This window comes from Porcincola sp. LCP21S3_C12, from assembly GCF_052118625.1.
Classification (GTDB): Bacteria; Bacillota; Clostridia; order Lachnospirales; family Lachnospiraceae; genus Porcincola.
Genome location: NZ_JBQKGW010000001.1, coordinates 111,252 through 137,512, shown reverse-complemented (window position 1 = coordinate 137,512; position 26,261 = coordinate 111,252). Strand labels below are relative to the sequence as shown.

The 26,261-nt window shown below is 54.8% G+C and carries 25 protein-coding genes; all 25 read right to left on the bottom strand.

The annotated features are described in order from the left end of the window. Positions 1 to 34: 34 nt before the first annotated feature. The 25 genes from ACTQ1N_RS00525 to fabG all read right to left on the bottom strand — a co-directional run bounded on the left by ACTQ1N_RS00525 (position 35) and on the right by fabG (position 26,205). The gene (locus ACTQ1N_RS00525) at positions 35 to 1,003 is read right to left on the bottom strand and encodes an ABC transporter ATP-binding protein (RefSeq protein WP_441953581.1); all 969 of its coding nucleotides are present in this window, start codon (positions 1,001 to 1,003) and stop codon (positions 35 to 37) included. After that, positions 990 to 2,024 carry an ABC transporter ATP-binding protein gene (locus tag ACTQ1N_RS00520; protein WP_441953579.1) on the bottom strand — a complete coding sequence of 345 codons (1,035 nt, stop codon included), beginning with the start codon at positions 2,022 to 2,024 and terminating at the stop codon, positions 990 to 992. Before ACTQ1N_RS00520 ends, ACTQ1N_RS00525 begins: the two co-directional genes overlap by 14 nt. A gap of 253 nt (positions 2,025 to 2,277) precedes the next feature. Further along, positions 2,278 to 2,658: a ribosome silencing factor gene (rsfS, locus tag ACTQ1N_RS00515; RefSeq protein WP_441953577.1), complete on the bottom strand. Its 381-nt coding sequence runs from the start codon at positions 2,656 to 2,658 to the stop codon at positions 2,278 to 2,280. Between the two features lie 49 nt (positions 2,659 to 2,707). Beyond that, positions 2,708 to 3,316, bottom strand: coding sequence for a bis(5'-nucleosyl)-tetraphosphatase (symmetrical) YqeK (gene yqeK / locus ACTQ1N_RS00510; protein ID WP_441953575.1), 609 nt, complete (start codon positions 3,314 to 3,316; stop codon positions 2,708 to 2,710). After that, a complete protein-coding gene (nadD, locus tag ACTQ1N_RS00505) occupies positions 3,298 to 3,918 on the bottom strand; it encodes a nicotinate-nucleotide adenylyltransferase (RefSeq protein ID WP_441953573.1) in 621 nt (206 codons plus the stop codon). Before nadD ends, yqeK begins: the two co-directional genes overlap by 19 nt. Positions 3,919 to 3,926: 8 nt before the next feature. Beyond that, complete coding sequence (locus ACTQ1N_RS00500) at positions 3,927 to 4,235, bottom strand: YhbY family RNA-binding protein (protein WP_441953571.1); 309 nt, start codon at positions 4,233 to 4,235, stop codon at positions 3,927 to 3,929. A 159-nt stretch (positions 4,236 to 4,394) separates the two neighbouring features. Beyond that, positions 4,395 to 4,976: a Fe-S-containing hydro-lyase gene (locus ACTQ1N_RS00495; protein ID WP_441953569.1), complete on the bottom strand. Its 582-nt coding sequence runs from the start codon at positions 4,974 to 4,976 to the stop codon at positions 4,395 to 4,397. Between the two features lies 1 nt (position 4,977). Beyond that, positions 4,978 to 5,820, bottom strand: a complete 843-nt coding sequence (locus ACTQ1N_RS00490) for a fumarate hydratase (RefSeq protein ID WP_441953567.1) — start codon at positions 5,818 to 5,820, stop codon at positions 4,978 to 4,980. Between the two features lie 42 nt (positions 5,821 to 5,862). Beyond that, on the bottom strand, positions 5,863 to 7,491 hold the full coding sequence (locus ACTQ1N_RS00485) for an FAD-dependent oxidoreductase (protein ID WP_441953565.1): 1,629 nt from the start codon (positions 7,489 to 7,491) through the stop codon (positions 5,863 to 5,865). 12 nt (positions 7,492 to 7,503) lie between these two features. Then, positions 7,504 to 8,178, bottom strand: a complete 675-nt coding sequence (locus ACTQ1N_RS00480; RefSeq protein WP_441953563.1) for a 4Fe-4S dicluster domain-containing protein — start codon at positions 8,176 to 8,178, stop codon at positions 7,504 to 7,506. 271 nt (positions 8,179 to 8,449) lie between these two features. After that, positions 8,450 to 9,310: an FAD/NAD(P)-binding protein gene (locus ACTQ1N_RS00475; RefSeq protein ID WP_441953561.1), complete on the bottom strand. Its 861-nt coding sequence runs from the start codon at positions 9,308 to 9,310 to the stop codon at positions 8,450 to 8,452. Continuing rightward, on the bottom strand, positions 9,303 to 10,343 hold the full coding sequence (locus ACTQ1N_RS00470) for a 4Fe-4S dicluster domain-containing protein (protein ID WP_441953559.1): 1,041 nt from the start codon (positions 10,341 to 10,343) through the stop codon (positions 9,303 to 9,305). The genes ACTQ1N_RS00475 and ACTQ1N_RS00470 overlap by 8 nt, the downstream gene beginning before the upstream one ends. Further along, positions 10,340 to 11,332: a 4Fe-4S dicluster domain-containing protein gene (locus ACTQ1N_RS00465; RefSeq protein WP_441953557.1), complete on the bottom strand. Its 993-nt coding sequence runs from the start codon at positions 11,330 to 11,332 to the stop codon at positions 10,340 to 10,342. The genes ACTQ1N_RS00470 and ACTQ1N_RS00465 overlap by 4 nt, the downstream gene beginning before the upstream one ends. Then, a complete protein-coding gene (locus ACTQ1N_RS00460; protein WP_441953827.1) occupies positions 11,320 to 11,799 on the bottom strand; it encodes a hydrogenase iron-sulfur subunit in 480 nt (159 codons plus the stop codon). The genes ACTQ1N_RS00465 and ACTQ1N_RS00460 overlap by 13 nt, the downstream gene beginning before the upstream one ends. A gap of 26 nt (positions 11,800 to 11,825) precedes the next feature. Then, positions 11,826 to 13,820: a 4Fe-4S binding protein gene (locus tag ACTQ1N_RS00455; RefSeq protein WP_441953555.1), complete on the bottom strand. Its 1,995-nt coding sequence runs from the start codon at positions 13,818 to 13,820 to the stop codon at positions 11,826 to 11,828. A 16-nt stretch (positions 13,821 to 13,836) separates the two neighbouring features. Beyond that, positions 13,837 to 14,229, bottom strand: coding sequence for a 4Fe-4S dicluster domain-containing protein (locus ACTQ1N_RS00450; RefSeq protein WP_441953553.1), 393 nt, complete (start codon positions 14,227 to 14,229; stop codon positions 13,837 to 13,839). Positions 14,230 to 14,231: 2 nt separating this feature from the next. Beyond that, entirely contained in the window at positions 14,232 to 15,098 is an 867-nt protein-coding gene (locus ACTQ1N_RS00445; RefSeq protein WP_441953551.1) for a CoB--CoM heterodisulfide reductase iron-sulfur subunit B family protein, read from the bottom strand. A gap of 142 nt (positions 15,099 to 15,240) precedes the next feature. Next, positions 15,241 to 16,986: a single-stranded-DNA-specific exonuclease RecJ gene (gene recJ, locus ACTQ1N_RS00440; protein ID WP_441953549.1), complete on the bottom strand. Its 1,746-nt coding sequence runs from the start codon at positions 16,984 to 16,986 to the stop codon at positions 15,241 to 15,243. Between the two features lie 184 nt (positions 16,987 to 17,170). After that, complete coding sequence (gene secD / locus ACTQ1N_RS00435) at positions 17,171 to 19,426, bottom strand: protein translocase subunit SecD (protein ID WP_441953547.1); 2,256 nt, start codon at positions 19,424 to 19,426, stop codon at positions 17,171 to 17,173. 26 nt (positions 19,427 to 19,452) lie between these two features. After that, on the bottom strand, positions 19,453 to 20,832 hold the full coding sequence (gene scfB / locus ACTQ1N_RS00430; RefSeq protein WP_441953545.1) for a thioether cross-link-forming SCIFF peptide maturase: 1,380 nt from the start codon (positions 20,830 to 20,832) through the stop codon (positions 19,453 to 19,455). Between the two features lie 111 nt (positions 20,833 to 20,943). Further along, complete coding sequence (gene scfA, locus ACTQ1N_RS00425) at positions 20,944 to 21,093, bottom strand: six-cysteine ranthipeptide SCIFF (RefSeq protein WP_154525036.1); 150 nt, start codon at positions 21,091 to 21,093, stop codon at positions 20,944 to 20,946. A 147-nt stretch (positions 21,094 to 21,240) separates the two neighbouring features. Further along, complete coding sequence (locus ACTQ1N_RS00420) at positions 21,241 to 23,319, bottom strand: elongation factor G (protein WP_441953542.1); 2,079 nt, start codon at positions 23,317 to 23,319, stop codon at positions 21,241 to 21,243. A 215-nt stretch (positions 23,320 to 23,534) separates the two neighbouring features. Then, complete coding sequence (gene fabZ / locus ACTQ1N_RS00415) at positions 23,535 to 23,975, bottom strand: 3-hydroxyacyl-ACP dehydratase FabZ (protein ID WP_441953540.1); 441 nt, start codon at positions 23,973 to 23,975, stop codon at positions 23,535 to 23,537. Between the two features lie 67 nt (positions 23,976 to 24,042). Next, complete coding sequence (fabF, locus tag ACTQ1N_RS00410; protein WP_441953538.1) at positions 24,043 to 25,284, bottom strand: beta-ketoacyl-ACP synthase II; 1,242 nt, start codon at positions 25,282 to 25,284, stop codon at positions 24,043 to 24,045. Positions 25,285 to 25,362: 78 nt separating this feature from the next. Then, positions 25,363 to 26,205: a 3-oxoacyl-[acyl-carrier-protein] reductase gene (fabG, locus tag ACTQ1N_RS00405; protein WP_441953536.1), complete on the bottom strand. Its 843-nt coding sequence runs from the start codon at positions 26,203 to 26,205 to the stop codon at positions 25,363 to 25,365. Between the last annotated feature and the right edge of the window lie 56 nt (positions 26,206 to 26,261).

Below are 26,261 nucleotides of genomic sequence, written 5' to 3'. Positions count from 1 at the left end.
GGCATGCCGGCTCATTCCGGGCACAGCCCCGCGGCTACAGCTGGACACAGGCGGCAAAGTGACCAGGCGCAACTTCTTTCAGCGCCGGAAATGCCTCTGCACACCGTTTTGTCTGATGCGGACAGCGTGTACGGAACGGACAGCCGGATGGTGGATTCAGCGGCGACGGGATCTCGCCTTCCAGCACCACCCTCTTCCGGCTTGCGCTCTTGTCAGGGTCCGGAATCGGAATCGCGGAAAGCAGCATCTTTGTGTAGGGATGCTGGGGATGCCTGTAAAGCTCGTTGCTGTCCGCCAGCTCCACAAGCCTTCCAAGGTACAGGACAGCGATGCGGTTGCTGATATGGCGGACAACGGAGAGGTCATGGGCAATGAACAGGTATGTGATGCCCTCCTCCTGCTGAAGCTGCTCCAGCATATTGATGACCTGGGCCTGAATGGAGACATCCAGCGCCGACACAGGTTCGTCGCAGACAATGAATTCCGGGTGAACGGAGAGCGCTCTTGCGATGCCGATCCGCTGGCGCTGCCCGCCGGAGAATTCATGAGGATACCGGTTATAGAAGTTTTCGGAAAGCCCGACCATCTTCATCAGGGAAAGGATCTTCGCCTGGCGCTCCACATGGTTTGAATAAAGCTTGTGAAGGTCAAGCCCTTCTCCGATCAGATCTGATACGGTCTTTCTGGGATCGAGCGAAGCATATGGATCCTGAAAGACGATCTGCATCTTCTGACGGTAAGGGTGCATATCCACATCGTTGAGACGCTGGCCCTTGAAGAGAATATCGCCTCCGGTCGGTTCCAGCAGCCGAAGCACACACCTTCCCAGCGTGGATTTTCCGCAGCCGGACTCCCCCACCAGACCGAGCGTCTCTCCCTTTCGGATCGAGAAGGAGACATCGTCGACTGCGCGGACCTTGTCATGATGGAAGAAGCTCTGTTTTACATCAAAATATTTCTTCAGATGCTTCACTTCCAGAAGCGTATCTTCATGTGTCTGCATCCCGCATACCCTCCTTCGCCTGTTCCTCGTGGAAGACCTTCCAGCACCGGACAGTGTGCCCGTCTCCGAGAGATGCCTCCGGCGGTCTTTTCCGTGCGCAGATATTCATGGCGTACGGACAGCGGCGGGCAAAGGCGCATTCGTCGCCCAGCAGGGACATCTCCGGCGGATTTCCCTCAATCGGAACAAGCGGCTTTTTTTCGTCTCCATCGACATCCGGGATGGAACGAAGAAGCCCTTCTGTATACGGATGCCGGTGATCGTAGAAGATCTGCCTTTTGTTGCCGGACTCGACGATCTCACCGGCGTACATAACCAGAACACGGTCACAGATATCCGCCATCACACCCAGATCATGCGTGATAAAGATGATCGATGTGTGGAATTTTTCTTTTAATTCTTTCAGAAGATCAATAATCTGAGCCTGAATGGTGACATCCAGGGCGGTTGTCGGCTCGTCTGCAATCAGAAGCTCCGGGTCGCAGGCAAGTGCTGTCGCAATCATCGCTCTCTGACGCATCCCGCCGGAAAACTCATGCGGGTACTGGTCAATTCTGCGCTCCGGCTGGTTGATCCCGACCATCCGCAGAAGTTCAATGCTGCGTTTCTCCCGCTCTTCTCTCGACAGACTCGTATGCTTTTTCAGAACCTCATTCAACTGGTAGCCGATTGTAAAAAGCGGGTCCAGCGATGTCATCGGATCCTGAAAGATCTCGGAGATCCGCCTCCCGCGGATTTTCCGGAGCTCACGGAGAGGAAGCTTCAGCAGATCCTGTCCGTCGAAAAAAATCTGACCACCCTCGATGACGGCATTTTCCGGTAGAAGCCTGATAATGGCATTCGATGAAATGGACTTTCCGCTTCCTGATTCACCAACGATTCCGAGAACCTCGCCGCGTCGGAGCGAGTAGCTGACATCCCGGATGGTCGGTACCAGTTTTTTCTGAATCCGAAAGGAAAGCTTCAGATCCTTCACCTCAAGGAGGGTTTCCTTCTCCCTCGTCTCACCTGCGTTTGTCATATCCTGCTCCTGAAAATATAAAAAGGCGCACAGAAGAAAGATTTCCTTTCCTCTGCACGCCTTTGTGCCTTGCTGCTATCGTGTATCTTTTACAATCGGCTGCACGATTACAGGAACCTGTTTTCTGCCTGATTGTTTCAGTGGTTAAGCTTTACTATACATCATCTGACTAAAAAGTCAATAAAAAATGTTCGGAATTCGGGTTTTCATAAAAATAATTTTGACCGCAGCCAGTCTTTCCCGGAACATGAACTTATTCTTCCTCTTCCCTGGGCTCTGTCAGCTCTTCGATTGCAACCTTCCGGCCGTCGCGCCAGATCCGTTCCAGATCATAGAACAGCCGGTTCTCCCGGTCAAAGATGTGGACGATCAGGTCGCCGAAATCAAGGAGCACCCAGTTCGCATTCTGGTACCCTTCCGTGTCCTTCGGGACAAAACCGGCTTTACCGAGCGTCTCTGAGACATGATCGGCCATCGCCTGAACCTGGTTGCGGTTTTCACCTGAAGCGATCAGAAAATAGTCTGCGATGACACTCACGTGTCCGATATCGATCACGCTGATGTCGGCCGCCTTCTTGTCCTCCAGCGCGTGGTAGGCCAGGATCGTCATTTCTCTCGATGTTTCATCTGCCATTCTCTTTCCTCCATGGACGGGTTAAAAGCTTTTCAGAAATATGCCGGGATCAGACGGTCAGGGAATCTCCCTTGTCATCCGGCTCATTGAACAGGTTGTAATAGTACCGGAAAGCGCTCCGGCTCATCTCATCGATCTCCCCGTGACCCTTATCCAGATAATGAAGGGTGTCTTCCAGGATCCGAAGCACGGTCTGGTTTAAATCCCGGAATGCCAGTGCTCTGATCGCCGGGAGGTTTGCGGCCTTACACCGGGCAGGTTCGATATAGTCTGCAATGAAAATGATCTTCTCCAGAACGGACATATTCGGGCGGCCGGTCGTATGCCATCGGATCGCATTCAGGACATCTTCGTCCGTGACACCATACTGCTCTTTCGCAAGATATGCGCCAAGCTTGGAATGCAGCAGATACTGTGCCTTCATCTCTGTCTTCGATACTTCAATCCCGTACTCCTGGCACAGCTTCAGTTTCCGATCATTCGGAATGCACTTTGCGCAGTCATGCAGCAGTCCCGCACACTCTGCCTTCTGGATGTCTGCGCCGTGGCACATGGCAAGAGCGGACGCTGTGAACATCACCCCCAGCGTATGCTGATAGCGGTCCTCATCCAGTTCCTTCCTGAGTCTGTGTTCTGTCTTTATGAAATCGTACTGCATCTGTAGACTCCGTTTTCCATGATGTATGTCCGTACCTGATCAGGGACATAATACCGGATGCTGTTTCCCTCGGAAATCCATCTCCGGATCATATGGGAGGAAATGTCAAGGTTCGGGCTGGTAAGCTTCCGGATGTCCGCCCGGTATCTGGCCCTCAGCTCGTCAATGCGGGAATCGAGCTCGCTGGAGGAATGTCCATCCCGCACGGCCACAATCAGTGTGCAGAGACGGGCAATCTCATCCGGGCATCTCCATGTATCAAATTCAAACAGGGAATCAGCTCCCATGATGAAAAAGTAGTCCGTATCCGGATGCGCGTCTGTCAGGCGGGTCAGGGTCTCCTTCGTGTAGGTGTACCCTTCCTCATGCATCTCCTCTAGGGAAAGCTGAAAATGATCGTTCCCCTGGATGGCGAGCCGGACCATCTCGATCCGCTGACTGTTTGAGGCCCCATCGCGGTTCCTTTTGTGCGGAGGATTTCCCGACGGCATAAAGAGAACCGTGTCGAGCTGAAACTGTTCGTAGGCGCTCTCTCCAAGAATCAGGTGCCCGATGTGGATCGGGTCAAATGTCCCGCCCATGATACCGACTTTCTTTCGCATGGAGGGCATCAGCTCTTCTTTCCGGCCGGGGGAAGGATGATCCTCTTCTTTTCATCACGGCCTTCCTTGTATAGGACAAACTTTCTTCCGATCACCTGGATCAGCTGAGAGCGGGTGCGTTCCGCGGCTGTCCTCGCAAGTTCCTCCAGATCTCCGTCATAGTTCTGGAGAATACCGATTTTGACCAGCTCTCTCGCGGCAAGCGCCTCTGCGATGGACGCAGTGCACTCCGGTGTGAGCCCCTCTTTTCCAACCTGAAGAATGGTGTCTGAGGTAGAAGCCAGACTCTTCAGATATGCCCTTTGCTTGCCTGTCATAGAAGATAAACCTTTCAATATTCAATCAAATCTGCTGAAACAGGTGTCATTATACCATACCCGCAAAGCCGTCTCAACCGTGCATCAGAGAGCTGCAGGATGTCAAGAAGGGCGCCTGCATGTCCGGCTGGAGACACAGACGCCCTTCTGTAAGGCTGTTTATGCTTTCTGATTTTCCTCATGAAGCTTCAGGTACGCCGCCCTGCCGCTCTTATAGAGGTCATTGCCTTCGCTGTCGATGATCACCGTCACCGGAAAATCCTCAACATAAAGCTCCCTGATTGCCTCAGGACCCAGATCCTCGTACGCAATCAGTCTGCACTTCTTGATGTGCTTGGCAAGCAGTGCACCTGCCCCGCCGATGGCTCCGAAGTACACACCGCTGTACTTCTTCATCGCTTCGACGACAGACGGCTGACGGGCGCCCTTTCCGATCATGCCGCGAGCGCCAAGAGAAATCATCTCAGGGGCCCATTTGTCCATACGGCCGGCAGTTGTCGGTCCGGCGGAACCGATCACCTTTCCCGGCTCGGCCGGTGTCGGCCCGACATAGTAGATCGTTGCATTCATCGGATCGAACGGAAGCGGAATTCCCTTTGCAAGGTTTTCTGTCATGCGCTCATGGGCAGCGTCGCGGGCTGTATAGATGGTCCCGGTCAGAAGAACGTTGTCCCCCATGTGAAGCGTCCTGGCAAGCTCAGGGGTCAGCGGAAGCTGTACTCTGCGAAGTTCCTCAGCCATCTCAGATCACCTCCGTTTCATGTCTTGTCACGTGGCAGCTGATATTGACTGCACAGGGCATGCCGGCAATGTGTGTCGGAAGGGTCTCGATGTTGACACCGACAGCGGTTGTCTTCCCGCCAAAGCCCTGAGGGCCGATGCCCAGTTCATTGATCTTCTCAAGCATCTCATCCTCGAGGGCCGCATAATACGGATCCGGGTTGTGAGAGTCGATCGGACGAAGAAGCGCCTTTTTGGCAGCCAGGGCAACATGGTCGAAGTTGCCGCCGATACCGACACCGACAACGATCGGCGGGCACGGATTCGGGCCTGCCTTCTCAACCGTCTCCAGAATGAAATCCTTGATGCCCTGAAGGCCAGCAGATGGCTTGAACATGCGAAGCGCACTCATGTTCTCGGAACCGAATCCCTTCGGCGCAACCGTGATCTTGACCTTGTCACCCGGGACAATATCGACCGTGATCATGGCCGGGGTATTGTCTCCGGTGTTGCCGCGGCGGATCGGATCCGCCTCGACGCTCTTTCTCAGATATCCTTTTGTATAACCTCTTCTGACACCTTCATTGATGGCATCATACAGAGCGCCGCCTGTAAAATGCACCTCCTGCCCGACTTCGAGGAAGATGCATGCCATTCCGGTGTCCTGGCAGATCGGGACATTCTCCTTGTCCGCGGTCTGGAAGTTGTCGATAATCTGGTCGAGAATCGTGCAGGCAATCTGTCCGTCCTCACAGGCTCTGCAGGCCTTGATGCCGGCCTGCATGTCCTGCGGAAGGTGACGGTTCGCGTTGATACACATCTTCTCGATCGCATCAGTGATGACGCTGACGTCTATGTCCCTCATGTGTCTCCTCCGGTAAGCTGAAATATATCTCAGCAGTCTGATTTACTGGAACTGGAAGCCTCTCTGCTCGTACTCACGTGCATGGCGTGCGTACTTCGGAAGAAGAAGCGGGGAAACCTTCCCGGTGTTCAGGCCTGCTTCCTCAAGCTCCTCGGCATACTCGGTCACATGCTCCAGAGTCGGTTCGCCAAGCTCGACGGAGGCTGCTCTCTTTGCAGCACTCTTTCCTGCGTCGCGGCCAAAGACGATGACATCCAGCAGGGAGTTGCCCATCAGACGGTTCCGGCCATGGACACCGCCGGAGCACTCGCCTGCGACAAGCAGGTTGTCGATGCTGGTCGCGCACTCATCGTTGATCTCAACACCGCCATTCTGGTAATGCAGGGTCGGATAAACCGGAACAGGTACCTTGCGCATGTCGATGCCATACTGAAGGAACATCCGGAGCATGGCCGGGATTCTGGCCTCAATCGTGCCCTCGCCGCCGAGCTGCTCGATCATTGGGGTATCAAGCCAGATGGCATCGCCAAGCGGTGTGGTGACACCCTCATGTCTGCCCTTGCACTCACGGATGATGCCAGCCGCGGAAACATCGCGGGTTTCCAGCGGATGGAGATATGCGACACCGTCCTTGTTGACGAGCTGTGCGCCGAGAGAACGGACCTTCTCGGTGACCAGTGCGCCCTGAATCTGAGACGGGAATGCAGCACCGGTCGGATGATACTGAATCGTATCCTGATACAGCAGCGGTGCCCCTGCGCGGTATGCGAGGATCAGGCCGTCTGCTGTTGCGCCGTAGTGGTTTGAGGTCGGGAAGTTCTGATAATGGAGTCTTCCGCAGCCGCCGGTCGCAAGGATGACAACCTTCGCGCGCGCGACCAGATAGTCGCCTGTCTCCATGTTCAGGAGGACAGCACCTGCGACCTGTCCCTTGGAATCCTTGATCAGCTCAACTGCCGAAGTGAATTCGATGATCGGGATCTGGCGGTTCTGAACTTCATCGCGAAGGGTACGCATAATCTCCGCACCGGAATAATCCTTGCAGGCATGCATTCTCTTTCTGGAGGTTCCGCCGCCGTGTGTTGTGATCATGGTTCCATCCGGTGCCTTGTCGAACATGACACCGAGATCATTCAGCCATTTGATGGCATCCGGAGCTTCCATGACAAGCTTCTCGACCAGCTCACGCTTTGCGGCAAAGTGGCCGCCGCCGTATGCATCCAGGAAATGCTGTACAGGGGAATCATTCTCCTTGTCCGCAGCCTGGATACCGCCCTCTGCCATCATGGTGTTGGCATCACCTGCGCGGAGCTTGGTCACGATCATGACCTTCGCGCCGGCATTGTCCGCCTCGATTGCCGCAGAGCATCCGGCTCCGCCTCCGCCGATGATCAGGACATCCGTGTCATAGTCAACCTTGGACAGGTCAATGTTCATACCGTACAGGCGGCTGTTGGAGTGAAGAAGCTCAGCGAGCTGCTTCGGAGCCTTCTGCCCCTTGTTCGGGCCGATCTTGATGGTATCAAAAGCATCCTCTCTGTAATCCGGATGCCACTGTCTGAGAAGTTCATCCTTCTCCTCGGCGTTCAGACGCCGAGGCTCTGTGTGAAGACGCTCCGGACGAGTCGCCTCCACCTTTTTGATGGATTCCAGCATCTCTTCTGTATACATCTTCGCCCCTCCTTATTTCTCGATCTCGCGGTTGTTGTAGAGCTCTTCAAGCTTCTCGGTCGGGAGAGATGCCATCTCCTTCATCGGCTCGTCGAACTTGCCTTCAGCAATCTCCTCGACTCTCTTCTCGAGATGCTTGCTCTTCGGAGCAATATACTTGCCGGTCAGTCTTCTGGCAAGAAGCCCCACATACGGGTGAGAAATGCCGGCCGGGCATCTGGTCGAGCAGCAGCCGCACATGACACAGTCAAAGGACTCTTCTGCGCACTTTTCAAATTCACCCCTCTGCGCGTATGCGATGTACTGCATGACGTTCAGGCTCTGCGGGCAGGCCTTCGTGCAGGCATTGCAGCCGATGCAGCTGTAGATCTCCGGATACAGCTCCATCATGACGTTATCGGAGACCTTCAGATCATTGATGTTGTAGATTCTCTTATCCTGCGGATAGAACGGGATCGAGGCAATATACATGTTGTCCTCGACCTGCTTCTGGCAGGCAAGACAGGTATGGAGCTCGTTGGAGCCCTTGATGCGGTAGATTGTAGCACAGGCACCGCAGAAGCCGTGACGGCATCCGACTCCGCGCTTCAGCGTGTAGCCGGCATACTCCCAGGCTGCGATGACGGTCAGACTCTCCGGAACGCTGTAGCGCTTTCCGTAGAAGTATACGTTCACCATCTTCTCCATGGCTTTGTCCTTTCTTGAATGAGAAAAAAATAGGCTCGTAGCAGAGCTGCTCGCTTTGCCGGGGCATCGTGGCTCCGCCACGTGCCCGCTGTCATCCGGTCCGTTTGAAAGCCGGACAGCATACAGGCAGCCTCGGCAAGGCTCGCAGCAGAGCTGCTCGCTTTGCCGGGGCATCGTGGCTCCGCCACGTGCCCCACAGCCATCCGGCATCGCTCAGAGTTACATGCAAGCATGTCCTCTGAGCTTGCCGTCTGTCTGTGGCTGCCTTTGTTTAATATTCCTGGGGGAGTTCGTCAATCTGGTCGCATCTGAACACCGGTCCGTCCTTGCAGACGTACTTGGTTCCGATGTTGCAGCGGCCGCACTTGCCGATTCCGCATTTCATGCGAAGCTCCAGTGTTGTGTAGACCTGCTCTTTCGAGAAACCGAGTTCTGTCAGACCCTGCAGGCAGAACTTGATCATGATTGGCGGCCCGCAGATGATCGCGGTCAGGTCTGTATCGAATCCGACTTCCTTGAGGTAGGTCGGGACAAAGCCTACGTGACCGTCCCATTCCGGATCTTCCCGGTCGATGGTCAGATAGACATTCGTGTTCGGAGCCTTCTCCCATACATTCTGAATTTCCTCAAGCTTGACGAGATCCTTCTTGGAGCGGGAACCGTAAAGAACATTGATGGTTCCGTAGTCCTCACGGTGTGCAAGGCAGTAGTTGATGACAGAGCGAAGCGGCGCGAGGCCGATTCCGCCTGCGATGAACAGAAGGTTCTTGCCCTTGAACTTGTCCTCAACCGGGAAATGGTTGCCATAGGGGCCTCTGACCAGGATCTGGTCTCCCTCGTGAAGGCCATGAAGATAGGTTGTAAGTTCTCCGCATTCCTTGATGGAGAATTCGTTGTAGTCTTTGACAGTGGGCGAGGAGGTGATGGAGAACATCGCCTCACCGATACCAGGTGCGCAGATCATCGCGCACTGTCCGGGCATCTGATCAATCAGCTTGCCGCCGCCCGGTTTGATGACCTGGAAGGATCTCACATCGGGCGTTTCCTGCGTGATCTTCTGGATGATTCCGACCTGAGGGATCAGGGCATCACGCACATATTTGTCGTTATGGCACAGGCATTCTTCAGACATCTGCGTTCTCCTTTCCCATCGTCTTGATTACTTTGACAATATTCAGTGCCTGCGGACACTTGTCCACACAGCGGCCGCAGCCGACGCACATATACAGGCCGTTGTTGTTCTCCGGGAAGTATACCAGCTTGTGCATGAATCTCTGACGGTAGCGCTGCATCTGGGTCAGACGATTGTTCGCCGCTGCCATCAGCGTGAAGTCAGAGTACATGCAGCTGTCCCAGCAGCGGTATCTCTGGATGCCGTGACCGGTATTGAAGTCCTTGATGTCATAGCACTGGCAGGTCGGGCAGACGAAGGTACAGGTTCCGCATGCCAGGCATGCATCCGAGAGTTCCTTCCAGTGAGGATCATTGAACTTTTCATCAACCTTGCCAGGTCCCCATCCCTCAAGCGAAAGGTGCGTATAGGGAAGCGTTTCGACAATGCTGCGGATTGAATCCTGTTCCTTTGAGATCTTGTCACTGACATCTCCCGCATCCTCGAAGACGCCTGCGAACTGATCCAGCCAGGCGGTACCCTTCTCAGTCTGGGCATCAAGATAGAAGAATCCGTCGATCGCCCACATTGCGACATCTGCATCCGGAGCCGCAGCATCCGTGCCGAAGACTTTGCAGAAGCAGGTCTGCGCCGGCTTGTGGCACGCAAGCGATACCAGAATGGCATGTTCTCTTCTCGCCTTGTAGAAGGTGTCAACCGGCTCCTGGTTCAGGAAAACCTGATCCATGACCGTCAGTGCCTTCACATCACAGGGACGGATTCCGAATACGCAGAATGGCTTCTCGGTCAGCTTCATCGGGCTGATCTCAAATCCATTGTCATCGTGGTGAACCATATAAAGCGTCTGGCACTGCGGGAAAAAGACATCCTTCGGGCTTTTGACCGTCTTCAGTGTGTCAAGGTCTGCCACTCTGCTGTCATCCCACAGTCCCCAGTTTGTCACATCGGCCATCTTCACAGGTGTGAAGAGATCCATTGCAGCCGATACCTCAGCAAAGAGCTTCGGGAGGTTCTCTTTCGCAATCTTTTTCATCCTCTGCTCCTCTCCAGCCCGGCTGCGGGCTCAACATCGTGAAGCATGTATGCGGTCAGAGGTCCGGGAGTCGTCGTGTCCGAACCGGCCTGGAACTCTCCATACAGGTCATCTGCATCCAGAATGAACTTGCGGTTGAACAGATGCAGCGGGATGTTCTGCGGACAGACTCTGGAGCACTCACCACAGTCTGTACATCTTCCAGCGACATGGAAGGCGCGGATGATGTGGAACATATTCTCCTCAAATGTATCTGCGTTCGCCTTCTGGGCAGTGTCATATTTCGTATTGTCAAAGACACAGTGTCTGCAGTTGCATGCCGGGCAGACATTTCTGCAGGCATTGCAGCGAATGCACTTTGAAAGCTCTGAGCGGAAGAACGCATAGCGCTCCGCCGGGGTCATCGCCTCAATCTTTCGGACTTCCTCAAAACGGTCAGCACCCTCTGCAACCGTATCCTTGGAATCGAGGAGCTTCTCATCGAAGATCTGATGTTCCTTCGTCTTGCAGAAGAAGCATCTTTCCAGCATGACATCGCGGTAATCGATGTCCCTCTCCTCGCCGTAAATTGTCTTTACATGAATCCGGTCGCATGCATCGCTCAGCTCGATTCCGGAGATCCCGGCAATGTCGCCAAGTCCCATCGCGGCAAACTTCCTGTGGTCAAGCTTGCCCTTGCAGCCGACACCGATGATGTACGCATTGTCGCGGTTCACCTGATGCTCCTTGATCAGCTGGTTGAAGCTGAACGTGTCGCACGGTTTCAGAAAGACGAGCGTCTTTCCTTCCAGCTTTGTTGCCGCAATCATGTATTTGCTGAGGTTTGCCCCGCAGAATCCATTGTAGATGAAATCCTTCTCGAGCTCCTGAGCAGATGTAAAGATATGCGGCTCCGGATTGTACGGCAGATCCCCTTTCTTCCAGCCGAGAACGCGGACGACAGTGCCGTCAGCGAGGAGTTCTTTTGCGCGGTTGATCAATTCCTGCATCTGATATCCTCCAATCTCACGTTCCTGCCGAGGTTTTTGATCGTATCTGCAAACTCGTTCATGATCGATGCGAACCTCGCACCTTCCGATGCGGAAACCCACTCAACACGGACTCTTCCCTTGTCGACACCCAGATAGTCCAGCATCGAAATCAGAAGCGCCATTCTTCTGCGTGTATAGTAGTTTCCTGTCGTATAGTGGCAGTCTCCCGGGTGGCAGCCGCAGATGATGACACCGTCGGCGCCCTTCTCGAATGCCCTCATGATGAACAGCGGATTGACACGTCCGGAACACGGGACACGGATAATCTTGATGTTCGCCGGGTAGTCCGCTCTGTTGTTGCCGGCAAGATCGGCGCCTGCATAGGAACACCAGTTGCAGCAGAATGCGACGATCTTCGGTGTGAAGGTACTCTCCTTCTTTGCGTCCGCCTCGCCGAGATATGCGAGGTTCTCTTTTTCAAGCATCGCCTCCGGGGAGGCAGTCTTTTCGATTACTGGCATACTGTATCTACCTCCGCCATGATCTGTCTGTTGGTGAATCCCTTCAGGTTCATCGCACCGGACGGGCATGCTACCGAGCAGGCACCGCAGCCCTTGCACAGAGCCGAGTTGACCGACGCAATTCTTCTGGTCTCACGCAGACCATGATCACGAATTTCCTTGTCGACATAAGTGATCGCGCCGTACGGGCAGACATTCGCGCAGACGGAGCAGCCATTGCAGTACAGCTCATCGGGCTGCGCAATGCACGGATTCGTCTTCAGCTTGTCCTTCGCGAGGAGGCCGACGACCTTGATGGCAGCCGCACCTGCCTGGGCAACTGTCTCCGGAATATCCTTCGGACCCTGGACAACACCGGACATGAAGACACCGGCGGTTGCTGCCTCAACCGGGCGAAGCTTTGCATGAGCCTCGTTGAGGAAGTTGTTGTTGTCGATCGAGAGCGTCAGCATCGTCGCCAGCTTCCGGATATCCGGGTTCGGCTCGATCGCACCTGCCAGGACAACCATATCCGCGTCGATCTCGACATCCTTCTGGTCGAGAAGGTCAACGCCGTGAACGTGAAGCTTTCCGTTCGGAAGCGGTGTCACCTTTCCAACATTGCCCTTGATGTAGTCAACGCCGTACTGCTCGACCGCCCTGCGGTAGAATTCATCAAAATTCTTCCCGGGCGTACGGACATCAATGTAGAACACATGGATGTTGGTGTCCGGATAGTGATCCTTGATCAGGATCGCCTGTTTTGCCGTGTACATACAGCAGATCTTGGAACAGTAGGTCTTTCCTCTCCTGTCATCCGGTGAGCATCTGGATCCGACACACTGGATGAAGACCATCTCCTTCGGCTGCTTGTGGTCGGACATCCTTTCAAGATGACCGGATGTCGGTCCGGCTGCGTTCATCAGCCGTTCCAGCTCGATGGAGGAAACAACATCCTTGCTCACGCCGTAGCCGAGCTCGCCGAACTTGTGAAGATCGATCATATCAAATCCGGTTGCAACGACAATCGCGCCGTACTTCTCCTCGATGATCTCGTCCTTCAGCTCGTAGTCGACTGCGTGGGACGGGCAGACCTTGGAGCAGATTCCGCACTTTCCGGTCTTGAAATGGATGCAGCGCTCCTTGTCGATGACCGGAACATTCGGGATGGCCTGCGCAAACGGAATGTAGATGGCCGGTCTTGTATCGAGTCCCCTGTTGAATTCGTTCGGCGTCTTTCTGGACGGGCACTTCGATGTACAGATGCCGCAGCCCGTGCAGTCTTCCGCTCTTACGGAACGGGAATGCTTTGTGATCTGGACAGTGAAGTTTCCGACGAAACCAGACACATCCGTCACCTCAGAGTAGGTGAAGATCCGGATATTCGGGTTCTGGTTGACCTCTGTCATTCTCGGAGTGAGGATGCAGGACGAGCAGTCGAGCGTCGGGAATGTCTTGTCCAGCTGGCTCATGCGTCCGCCGATGGACGGAAGTTTTTCGACGATGTCGACCTTGTATCCGGCATCCGCAATGTCAAGAGCCGTCTGGATTCCTGCGATTCCGCCGCCGATGACCAGGGCGCGCTTTGTAACTGTGCTCTCGCCTTCCTGAAGCGGGCTGTCCAGATTGACCTTTGCGACAGCTGTCTTCATCAGCGTGATCGCCTTCGGTGTTCCTTCCTCCATATCCTTGTGGACCCAGGAACACTGCTCACGGATATTGGCGATCTCTACCATGAACGGATTGATGCCGGCCTTCTCGGCAACGGCACGGAATGTAGCCTCATGCATACGCGGAGAGCAGGAGCAGACCACGATTGCGGTAAGACCGTAATCCTTGATTGCCTGGGCGATCAGATTCTGACCGTTCTCGGAACACATATATGTGTAGTCAACGGCATAGACCACGCCCGGCTCATGTTTGGCTGCCTCGGCGACTTTGGAAACATCAACCGTAGCGGCGATGTTTGTGCCGCAGTGACAGACAAATACACCGATTCTTTGCACCTGATTTCACCTCCGCTTACTTTCTCTCTCTGCGCAGTACGCTGACGAGCAGCTGCTGCGGCATCTGTGGGTCGACCATAGCCGGAATCTGTTCCGGATACAGGTGGGAACCGCCGCGCTGACGGATGACAGCCTGGCGGACACCGTCGATGAGCTTGCCCGGTTTGACATTCCTCGGGCATCTCTCGATGCAGGTGGAGCATCCAAGGCATTCCCAGATTGTCGTGGAGTTCATAAGCTCGCGGATCTCTCCGTGATCCATATAGCTCGGGAACTGGTGCGGCTTGATGTCCATCACATCGTAGGCCGGGCAGGAAGCGGAGCACTTGCCGCAGTGCATGCACTTTGTCACATCGACTTCCGAGATTGCGAGAATTTCGTCTCTGATCAGTCTTTCATCAGGAGTCATCTTCAGGCCTCCTTTCCGGCTTCGTGCATACATGCACAGGAGACACCGTCAAGCTCAGCTGGATCCGGCTTCGCTTCCAGAAGGTCGAGCGCCTCCGCGAGAACCTCGGTCATGTAGCGGACCGGAAGCTTATCCGGTCCCTGGTACTGGTTCAGGTTGTACCAGCAGAGCGGGCAGGCGGTGATCAGCTCTTCACAGCCGGCGTTTCTTGCGTCTGTGAAAATCTTTCCGACGAGCTTGTCGGAAAGCGCACGGTTTTCCATCGAGCGGTAGCCGCCGCAGCACTCGTTCCTCATCTGGTAACGGACCGGTGTCGCACCGATCGCGCTGATGAAGTCCTCCATGATGGAAGGATTCTCCGGATCATCAAACTGAAGGATCTTCGACGGGCGAAGCAGAAGGCAGCCATAGTACGCTCCGATCTTCTTTCCGGTCAGCGGCTTTGTCACCGCCTCCTTCACCTTGTCAAAACCGATCCGGTCGCGAAGGAGTTCCAGATAATGCAGAACCTTCGTCTCTCCCTTGTAGGGTTCGTCGAACTGCGCGTAGTTGTTCGCACGCGTCTGGATATCCGGAACATTGGCCATATCATCATTCACCCGCTTGATGACATGGTAGCAGGCGGAACAGACGGTTACGAGCTCCAGGCCATGTTCCTTGGCATCGTTCAGCGCCCTCACAGAGGACAGCTTGTTCCCGATCTCGTCAGAGCCAAGCGGATAGACACCGCCGCAGCACTGCCACATCTCCGGCTCGACAAGCTCTGCGCCGAGCTTTGCCGCACAGGATCTGGCATAGCGGTCCAGATCCCTGGCCTTGGTCTTCAGCGTACATCCGGGGAAATAGCTGTATTGTGTGATTTCACCCATATGTGCTGTCTTTCTCCTTTCTCATGATAAAAGCCGAACTGTTTTTCAGACACCAGTCGGCTCCCTCAGTATCTTTTCTATCGTACTCTCTCAGGGGCTGATTGTCAAACTTTTCACAGACATGAACAGACGTCAGACATGCCTACTTTATGTTCGTTATACATATCTGAATTTCCCTGTTTCCGCGGTATTCATTCACCTCCGGATAGAAGGCTGCCGTCACACGCAGACTGTTTGGAAGGCCAGCCATCAGCTTCTTCACCTCCTCCACGCCGCCTTCGGCGGAGAGCCGTTCAAGCAGACTGTCCGCGTCGCAGAAACAAACCGCGCTCATGCGCCGGGTGCCGGATGCAACCGCAAGCTTCAGTACATTTCTGTGCTTTCCCAGTACCCTGCAGGAAAGAAGAGAAAGGTTCTGCTCTCCGAAAAGAGGACGCTCATTACCTTTTCCAAAGGGCTCCAGAAGCTTCAGGCTTTCAACGAGTTCCTCGGAAATGTACGAAAGGGGAAGCCTTGCGTCCAGCATGACTTTTTTCGCGAGATCTTCTTCTGTCAGTGTGCAGGCCTTGTTGAGCCTTCTGCGGAATTTCTCAAGATTCTCCGCCCGGAGAGACAGACCGGCTGCCATCGGATGTCCGCCGAATTTTTCGAGCAGATCCCTGCAGCCTGTCAGCTCATCATACATCGAGTATTCCGCAATCGAGCGGCCGCTTCCCTTTAACAGTCCTTCTTCCTGGGCGTCCGTCAGGATAAAGCACGGCTTGCCGGTGCGCTCTCTCACTTTACCGGCGATGATTCCCGCGATGGATTCGTGTGTCCCCGGCAGATAGATTACAAGGACCCTGTCGGATGAAAGGGTTCCGTCTTCTGCTTCCACCATGGCCTGTGCAACGCCCCGGTCGGTCAGCTCCTTCCGCTCCTGGTTGAGACTGCAGAGATGTTCCGCGAGCTGGCGGGCCTTCTGCTCGTCCCCGGAGAGGAAAAGAGCCACTGCCTCGTGTGCTGTCTCCAGTCTTCCGCCGGCGTTGACGCAGGGTCCCAGTACAAATCCGATGTGGTAGGCTGAGAGAGACCGGCCCTCCAGCCCGCAGGCTGATATGAGCGCCCTTATCCCGATATTTCCCGATTTTTCCAGAAGGCGGAGACCGGTTTTGACAAGAACCCGGTTCTCCCCCTTCAGATCCATGACATCTCCGACCGTCGCAAATGCAGCAAACGGGAGAAGCTTCATTGTCAGCGGACAGCAGTCAGGAGACGGAAGGCTGCCTTCAGATGTCCGGAGGCGTGCTTCCATCATATAGAGAAGCTTCCACGCAACCCCCGCACCGCAGAGTGCCTTGTTCGGGTAACCGCAGTCGTGCAGATTCGGGTCGATGACAACATCGGCAGGCGGTTTCAGCCAGCGCCGGACACCGTCCTCGTCCCGGTATGGCTGTGAATGATGGTCTGTCACAATGACCGTCATGCCGGCATCCTTTGCAAGCCGGATCTGGGACAAGGCGGAGATCCCGTTATCAACCGTGATCAGCGTATCAACCTTATCCCGGATGGCCTCCTCCACCAGACGGACATTGAGGCCATACCCGTCGGAAAGCCGCTCGGGAATATCATAGGAGACATCACCGCCGAGGGCTGAAAGCCCTTTCACCAGGATGCAGGTTGCGCAGACGCCATCGATATCATAGTCGCCGATGACCCTGATGGAGCGATGCTGGCGGATTTTCTCCAGAATGATGTCCGCTGCCCTGTCAGTTCCATCCAGCTCAGCGGGACTGTCGAGATCCTGAAGCGACCCGTAGAGATATCGCCTGGCATCTGCTTCGCTCTCGATTCCGCGGTTCCGCATGACCCTTGCTGCCATCGGGTCAATCCCGAATTGCTTTCCCATTTTGATGAAATCTCCGGATTTCCGGATTTCGAACCATTTTTCCAAAGGAATCTACCTTTCTGTGTCTGTAAATGAAACGTCAAAAAAGCCTGCAGTCTCCCGCGCGCGCAGACGCAGCGCCCGGGAGCCGCAGGCTCTTTCAAGCCACCTTCCGGCAGCCAGAACATGATTTGTCCGTCAGGCTTCAGGCCTGCGGAACATGCTTTTTCTTTTTCTTGCTCGCGGTAATCTTACCTGCTGCCTTTGCGGCTGCAGCGGACTGGGCAGCTGCCTGATCCCTTCTGTCCTTGCGGATCCGCATTACATACCACATCGCACCGGTCAGGCACACGGAGGAGTACATTCCGGCGATGATACCGACGATCAGCGGAAGTGAGAATTCCTTGATCGAGGGAACGCCGACGATATACAGGAAGAAGACGGTGACAAATGTTGTCAGCGAGGTGTAGATGCTTCGCGTCATGGTGGAAGTGATGCTGTCATCGACCAGCGCTTCAAGTGATTCGTACCTGTCACGGCTCTTCAGATTCTCACGGACACGGTCGAAGATGACGATCGTGGAGTTGATCGAATAACCGACGATTGTCAGCATGACGGCGATGAAGGTTCCGCCGACCGAGATCCTCGTGATGGCATAGCTGGCAAATACAACCAGCACATCATGGATCAGGGCGATGATCGCCGAGGAGGCAAAGCGCAGATCCGAGAAACGGAACCAGATGTAGATCAGCATGCAGACGACCGCGATGATGACCGCAACGACAGCATCTCTTCTCATCTCATTTGAAACCGTTCCGGATATGGTCTCAAAGCTGATGGCCTTTGCCTGCTCGCCGGCGTTGTCCTTGTACGTATCGATCGGGAACTCCTTGTCGAGAGCATCGGAAAGCTTCTGACGTTCGTCATTGCTCAGCGTGCGGGTCTTGAAGATGATCTCATTGCCGCCGGCAACCTTCTGCGCCTGCACCTCCGCTTCTCCAATGACCTTCTGGATGACAGGTTTGATCTTGGTATCGATGGCGTTGATGTCATAGGAGTCCTTGAACGTCACATCCGTGGAGGTACCGCCGCGGAACTCCATCGAGAAGTTCAGGGCCCCTCTTCCGGCCGCGTGGTTTGCGATGCAGGCGACAGGGCCGGTCAGGATCGCGATCAGAGCAATCGTGAAGAAAATCTTCCTGTTCCCGACCATGTTGAGCCGCTTGATCGCGATCATCTTTCCGAAATACTTCGGATCGGACATGCCGAGCGCATAGAAGGACTTGACAATCCACTTTGACACGAAGAGCGCCGTAAACATGGACAGGAAAATACCAAGTGCCAGGGATTCGGCGAAGCCCTTCACTGAGCCTGTTCCCATGATGTAAAGAACCAGGCATGCAATCAGGGTGGTGACATTGCCATCGATGATGGCGGACAAAGCCTTGCGGAATCCGGTGTCAATTGCGGAACGGACAGAATTCCCGTTTGCGATCTCTTCGCGAATCCGGGCATAGATAATGACATTGGCGTCGACTGCCATACCGATAGACAGGATGACACCTGCAATACCGGGGAGCGTCAGCGTCATGTCAAAGGCATTCATGGCAACGAGATCCAGCGCCGTGTAAAGAAGAAGGGCGAAGGAAGCGACAATGCCCGGAACCTTGTAAGCAGCGATCATGATGATCATGACACAGATGACGCCGATGATACCGCCGATCAGGGAGGTCTTCAAAGCCTGCTGACCGAGCTGTGCACCGACAACCTGGGAACGGATTTCCTCCAGTTCCAGGGAAAGAGAGCCGATACGGATGGAAGAGGCCAGTTCCTTGGCGGAATCCAGCGTGAAGTTGCCTGAAATCTCGCACTTCCCGTCTGTGATGGCCTGCTGCACAACCGGAGAACTGATCGTTTCCCCATCATAGACAATGGAAATCGGCTTTCCGACATTCTTGGTTGTCGCGTCGCCGAACGCCTTCGCACCTTTCTTGTCGAAGGTGACCTCGACAACGTACTTGGTGTTGTTCATGTTGTCTCTGGTGGAAGCGGCTTCCGCGGACTCAATATGAGAACCGTCCAGGATTTCGGTCCCGTCTGAAAGCTCAAACTTCAGAGAGCCAGGCTTTCCAAGCTGGGAGAGAATTTCCTCTGCGTTGGAGACGCCGGGGATCTCGATGTTGATCCGGTTCGATCCTTCCTGGTAGACATGTGCCTCGGTCGAGATCGCGTCGACACGCTTCTGGAGTTTGTACACGGTGTCTGCCATGTCCTCGGCCGAAGGGTTGTCCTCCTTCGCCTGATAGGTGACAGACACGCCGCCCTCCAGATCAAGGCCCAGCTTGATGTTTTTCATGGCACCTGTCCCGGTCGGTCCCCACCCGATAAACGCAGTGTAGAGCAGAAGGACCAGGGAAGCTGCCAGAAGGATCAGAATGATTCTTGCCTTCTTCTTGCTCATTGGTATGACTCCTTTGCTTTTTATCTTTATGATTCCGGACTGCCCGCAAGGGCGGCCTTGATCATAATGGCACATTCAACCCGCTTTCGCTCCAGCTCGCAGCCGATCTCGTATACATCGTCAATCCGGCCATGGAAGTTCCATGAATTCGCTGCGCAGCCGCCGCTGCAATAGTACCGCGCAAAGCAGGTACGGCATTCCTTTCTGGAATAGACGTTGCAGCACTTGAAGCTGTCAACAATATCTTTCCGGACAATGCCGTCTTTTACGTTGCCGAGGAGGAACTGCTCATTCCCCACAAACTGGTGACACGGGTACAGATCTCCCCAGGGTGTGACGCCGAGGTATTCCGTACCGGAGCCGCAGCCGGAGAGCCGCTTGTAGACACACGGACCGCCTGTCAGGTCGATCATAAAGTGGAAGAAGGTAAAGCCCCTTCCTTCCTTCTGACGGCGGATCATCTCCCGGGCCAGGATGTCATACTGCTCCTTCAGAACCGGGAGGTCCTCCGGGCGGATGGCATAATCCGCGTCAGCCGGAGCGACAACAGGCTCCATCGAGAGCTGATCGAATCCGAGATCCGCAAAGTGAATGACGTCTCTGGCAAAATCGAGATTGTAGTGTGTGTAGGTTCCCCGGATGTAATACTGTTTTCCGAGCGCCTTTCTCTGTGCCGCAAACTTCTGAAACTTCGGAACAACCAGCTCATAGCTGCCCTTGCCATTCCGGAACGGACGCATGTGATCATGGACAGCCTGTCTTCCGTCCAGGCTCATGACGACATTGTCCATCTCACGGTTGCAGAATTCCATGATCTCGTCATTCAGAAGGACGCCGTTTGTCGTGATCGTGAAACGGAAGTGCTTGTCATGCTGTTTTTCAAGGGATCTTCCGTACGCGACCAGCTTTTTGACAACTTCCCAGTTCATCAGAGGCTCTCCTCCGAAGAAGTCAACCTCCAGATTGTGTCTGTTGCCAGAGTGAGCGACGAGAAAATCGAGCGCCTGACAGCCGACCTCATAGCTCATGAGCGCCCGTCTTCCGTGATATTCTCCTTCCTCTGCAAAACAATACCTGCACGCCAGATTACAGTCGTGTGCGATATTCAGGCAGAGTGCCTTGACGACGGTCGGCCTGTTTTTGAAATCAATGACGGCGTTCTTGTAGATATCTTCTGTGAAGAGCTGCCCGGCCGACTCCAGGCCGTGAATCTCCGAGAGTGCTTCCCGGATGTCTGAAGGATCATATCTGTCCCCGAACATCCCGGTCAGCTCCTCGTCGGTCAGCGCTCTGTTTTTTTCAAGTTCAGCAATCAGCTGATAGCTGAGATCGTCCAGAATGTGAACGCTTCCGCTGTCTACATCCAGGGCGATGTTATATCCATTGTTGCGATACTGATGAACCAAAAGCTTTTACTCCTCTTCCCTGTTATCACAGAACAGGCTGCCGCAGGTCCTATCTGCGACAGCCTGTCATAATACATCTTGAATCAGCCTTGAATGGAAATGACGCTCCCGTCAGTTCTTCTTCATCTGCTCGCAGGTCTGGTTGCCGACCGTGCAGCTGGTCTTGCATGCAGACTGGCAGGACGTCTGGCACTCGCCGCATCCGCCCTTCTTGAGGGACTGCTGAAGAGATCTGGTGCTGAGGGTCTGAATATGCTTCATAATGATGCCTCCTTATACGAACGAATTCACGCTTCCAATTGCCGCGCGATCCCGGTCGTGGAATCTACAAAACAGTGTCCAGTGCCCGAAACGCAAGCGGAAATCAACAGTCGCATTATAACACACGGTAATTTTAAATTACAAGATTTACTTTGCGGCTTCCTCTGCCCTCGCTTCGATTTCCTTCTCCTGAACATCCGCAGGCGCCTGCTCATAGCGGGCGAATGTATACTCGAAGCTCCCTGCGCCGCCGGTGATGGAGCGAAGCGCCGTGCAGTAGCCGTAGAGTTCACTCTGCGGAACATCCGCTTCAACAATCGTGTTCCCCTTGTGATCAGGGTTCATTCCAAGCACGCGGCCACGTCTCTTGTTGAGATCGCCCATGATGTCGCCGGTGTACTTGTCAGGTGCCGTGACCTTCAGGGAAGCAATCGGTTCAAGCAGGACCGGACCTGCTTCCATGAAGCCTTTCTTGAAGGCCATGCTGGCAGCGGTCTTGAATGCCTGCTCGGACGAATCGACCGGGTGATAGGAGCCGTCATAAAGGATCGCCTTGACTCCGACAACCGGGTATCCGGCCATCGGTCCCTTCAGGACAGACTCTGCAATTCCCTTCTCGACTGCCGGGAAGTAATTCTTCGGAACGGATCCGCCGACTACAATCTGCTCGAAGACATATGGCTTTTCCAGATCTCCTGACGGTTCGAACTTCATCTTAACGTGGCCATACTGGCCATGTCCGCCGGACTGCTTCTTGTACTTGCTGTCGACATCGGACGTCTTCCGGATCGTCTCGCGGAACGCGACCGCCGGCTTTTCAAGCACGATTTTTACCTTGTACTTATTCAGCAGCTTGCTGGCCGCAACATCAAGCTGCTGGTCTCCGATCCCGTAGAGAAGCGTCTGATGGTTCTCGGCATCGTTGACAACAAGGAGCGTCTGGTCTTCCTGCGCAAGCTTCGAGAGCCCCTGCGCTGCCTTGTCCTCCTCACCTTTTGTAACGGCCACATATTTCTTGTAGGTGTAGGGGGTCGAGATTTCGAACTTCCCATACTGAACCGGACTGGCCTTGGTGGAAATGCTGTCACGGGTGTCGACATCGAGCTTGGAGAGCGCGCCGATGTCCCCGGCCATCAGCTCGGATACCTCGACCGGCCTGCTGCCCTCAAACACATAGAGCTTGCCGGCGCGGAATTCGTTCTGATTCTCCGTATCGAACAGCATATCGTCCGGGCGGATCGATCCGGAGGCCACCTTGATCATCGAATACTTGCCGATGAACGGATCGACGATTGTCTTCCAGACAAATGCACTCTTTGCCTTCGAGAAGTCGTAGTCCGCCTGGAAAACCTCATTCGATTTCAGGCTGACTCCGGCGATCTGGCGCTCCAGAGGACTCGGGAAATAGCTGATGATATCGTCAAGAAGAATCATGATGCCCTGAAGATTGACACTGGCACCCATAGTGACAGGCACCATGTCACAGGTAGAGACATTCGCCTTGAGCGCGGACACGATCTCTGCCTCCGTGAATTCTTCTCCGTTGAAATAGCGGTCCATGAAAGCCTCGCTCGTCTCGGCGACGGATTCCAGCATCGTGTCACGGTAGTTTGCGAGATAATCCTTCAGATAGTCTGGGATCTCACACTCTACCTTGTTCTGCTTGTCCACGTAGCGGCGCGCGCGCTGCTTGACAACGTTGACGTAGCCGACAAACTTCTCATTCTCACGAATCGGAAGGTACATCGGCGCGATCTTCTTGCCGTAAAGGTCGGTCAGCGTCTCGACGATCTTTCTGTATGAGGCATTGTCAAAGTCCATGTTGGATACGTAGAACATACGCGGAAGATGGTACTTTTCACAGAGCTCCCATGCCTTCTGTGTGCCGACCTCGACACCATTCTTGCCGTTTACAACGATGATCGCCGCGTCAGCCGCCGCGACCGCCTCCTCCACCTCTCCGATGAAGTCAAAATAGCCGGGGGTATCAAGAACATTGATCTTGCAGTCATTCCAGATGATCGGAGCCATCGAGGTATTGATTGAGAACTTACGGTTCTGCTCTTCTTTATCGAAATCGCTCAGGGTGGTGCCGTCCGCGACAGAGCCGAGCCTGGAAGTAATACCGGTCAGGTATGCCATCGCTTCCAGAAGGCTTGTCTTCCCTGCTCCACCGTGACCTAACAGAACAACGTTGCGTATTTTGTCAGTGGTGTAAACATTCATAAGTTTTTCCTCCGTGCTCGTATTGTGGGATGGTACCCATATGAACACATTGTACTAAAGCATATGGCTGTTTGCAAGCATTTCTATCCAATATTTACAGTATTGAACAAGGAATAAACAAGAAAAACGCATTCTCTGTTCGGCAACATGCCCATCAGAAGCAGATACAGGCTATTCTGTCTGCTGATAAGCAGCTGGCTTTCTGGCCTTCAGGGTCAGACCGAGGGGGTGTCTCCCACGATAAAGGAAAGCTCAGCTTCTGCTGCCCGCTCGCCGTTTACCGTTGCGGCGGCTGTCCCGAAGCCGACAGGACCTCTCATCTTTGTCAGCTCACAGTGAATGCTGAGGACATCTCCCGGCACGACCTGCCGCCGGAACCTGGCGTTTTTTATGCCGCCGAAGAAGACGAGCTTTCCGGCATTCTCCGGCATCGTGAGAAGCGCGACCGCTCCGGTCTGCGCCATCGCCTCGATGATCAGGACGCCCGGCATGACCGGATAGGACGGAAAATGTCCCATGAACTGCATCTCATTGGCGCTGACGCAGCGGACGGCATCCGCACTCTTCCCGGGCTGGCAGTCCGTTACTTTGTCAATCATAAGAAATGGATAACGATGTGGAAGGATCTGCTGAATCTGTCTGATGTCAAACTGCATCGGAAGACCTCCTTGTTTCTGATAATCATGCGTCTGCCCGGCATATGACGAAAGCGGCGGGACGGCTTCATGCTTTGTCCGCCCTGTGGAACGCCAGGCAGACATTATGTCCTCCGAATCCGAAAGATTCTGACAGCGCGTTGCGAATCGGGCAGGAACGGCCTGTCTCCGGGACATAATCCAGGTCGCATTCCGGATCCGGGACCCTCAGACCGATGGTCGGCGGGACAAAACCCTCCTCCATCGCAAGCAGCGTGATGACAGCCTCAACCGCTGCCGCCGCACCAAGCATATGTCCGGTCATGGACTTGGTCGAGCTGACCTTCAGATGGTCTGCGGCATCGCCGAAGACTGCCCGGATCGCCTTCGTTTCACAGGAATCGTTCATGTGGGTGGAGGTCCCGTGTGCATTGATGTAATCGACATCCTCCGGCGAAAGGTCTGCTTCCTCCATCGCCAGGCGGATGCATTCCGAGGCTTCCTCTGCGTCGGGATCCGGGGATGTGATGTGGTAGGCATCGCAGGTTGCACCATAGCCGGTGATTTCTCCGTAGAGGTGCGCGCCTCGCTTTCTGGCGTGTTCATAGTCCTCAAGGACAAGTACGGCGCCGCCCTCTCCCATCACAAAGCCATTGCGCTCCTTGTCGAAGGGGATGGAGGCCCGAGCCGGATCCTGCGAAAGAGAGAGCGCCTGAAGGGAGGTGAATCCGCCGATGCTCAGCGGCGTGACGGCAGCTTCCGAGCCTCCGGTCAGGCAGATGTCCGCGCGGCCTTCCTTCACCTTGAGATACGCTTCGCCGATGGCATTTGCGGAGCTTGCGCAGGCGCTCACGGTTGTCTCGCAGACGCCTCTGAGCCCGAAGCGCAGCGCGACATGACCGGCAGACATATTGCTGATGGCTCTTGGAATAAAAAAGGGATTGACCCTGTCAAAGCCGTGCTTTTCGCCCCGGACCTGCTGCTGCTCGATGGTCTCGATTCCGCCGATTCCGGTACCGAGGATCACGCCGCATCTTCGTCTGTCCTCCTGATCAAAGGAAAGGCCGCTGTCTCTTACAGCCTGGATAGCCGCACACAGCGCATACTGCGTGTAAAGATCCATTTTTCTGCCCTCGGACGGGTCAATGTAGGCATCGATCTTCAGGCCTTTCACCTCACCGGCAAGCTTCACCTTCTGATGAGAGGTGTCGTACCGCGTGATCGGAGCGATCCCGCAGCGTCCGTTCCGGACGCTGTCCATCACCTCCTCCGTTGAATTGCCGATCGGGCACACGATTCCGAGTCCCGTGACAGCCACCCTTCTGCTCATCCTGATTCTCCTTCCTAAGCTGACCTGTTTCCAAAAGTCCCGCAGTTCTGAATGCCCGAATTCAGATGCTTCCCTCTATCATGCGCCCATTCCGCCGTCTACACCGAGTACCTGTCCTGTAATATAGCCGGCCTGAGGGAGTGCCAGAAAATGGACGGCGGCGGCGACATCCTCGGGTCTTCCAGCGTATCCGGCTGGAATCCGGGCTTTCATGACAGACTGTGCCATCCCGGACATCGCCTCCGTCATCTGCGTATCGATCATGCCCGGGGCGACGGCATTGACGGTGATGTTCCGGGAGGCCAGTTCTTTTGCAAGTGATTTCGTCATGCCGATGATACCGGCCTTACTTGCGGCGTAGTTGGCCTGTCCGGCATTGCCGTGGAGCCCGACGATGCTCGAGATGCTGATGATCCGGCCGTACCGGGCTTTCAGCATATATTTCGCGGCTGCCTGGGAACAGTAAAATGCTCCGTACAGATTGACCTTCAGCACACGGTCAAAGTCCTCCACCTTCATTGTGAGGGCGAGGGTGTCCTTGGTGATCCCGGCGTTGTTGACCAGAATATCCAGCTGGCCCCAGACCTTGAAGGCCTCATCCACCAGTCTCTTCGAGGAAGACAGATCTGAAACATCCGCCTCCACGATCCTTGCGTCCGGACCAAGTCTGCGGCAGGCATCCGCCGTCTCCTCGGCTTCCTGCCGGTTGTGCCCGTAACCGATGACAACATGGGCGCCTGCCTTTGCAAGCTCCAGGCAGATGGCTCTTCCGATTCCGCGGCCGCCTCCTGTGACAACAGCTGTCTGGCCTTTCAGGCTGCCGAAGCTGTCCGGCAGCGTTTCCTGCCTGCCGTCGGCAGATGTCTGACCATTCAGACGGCTGGATTCTTCAGTCATTTCATCCAGATGATGATTCGCCATGATTCTGATTCTCCTCTCACTGACCCCGCTGTTTTCCCGTCCGCACATGGTTTTGC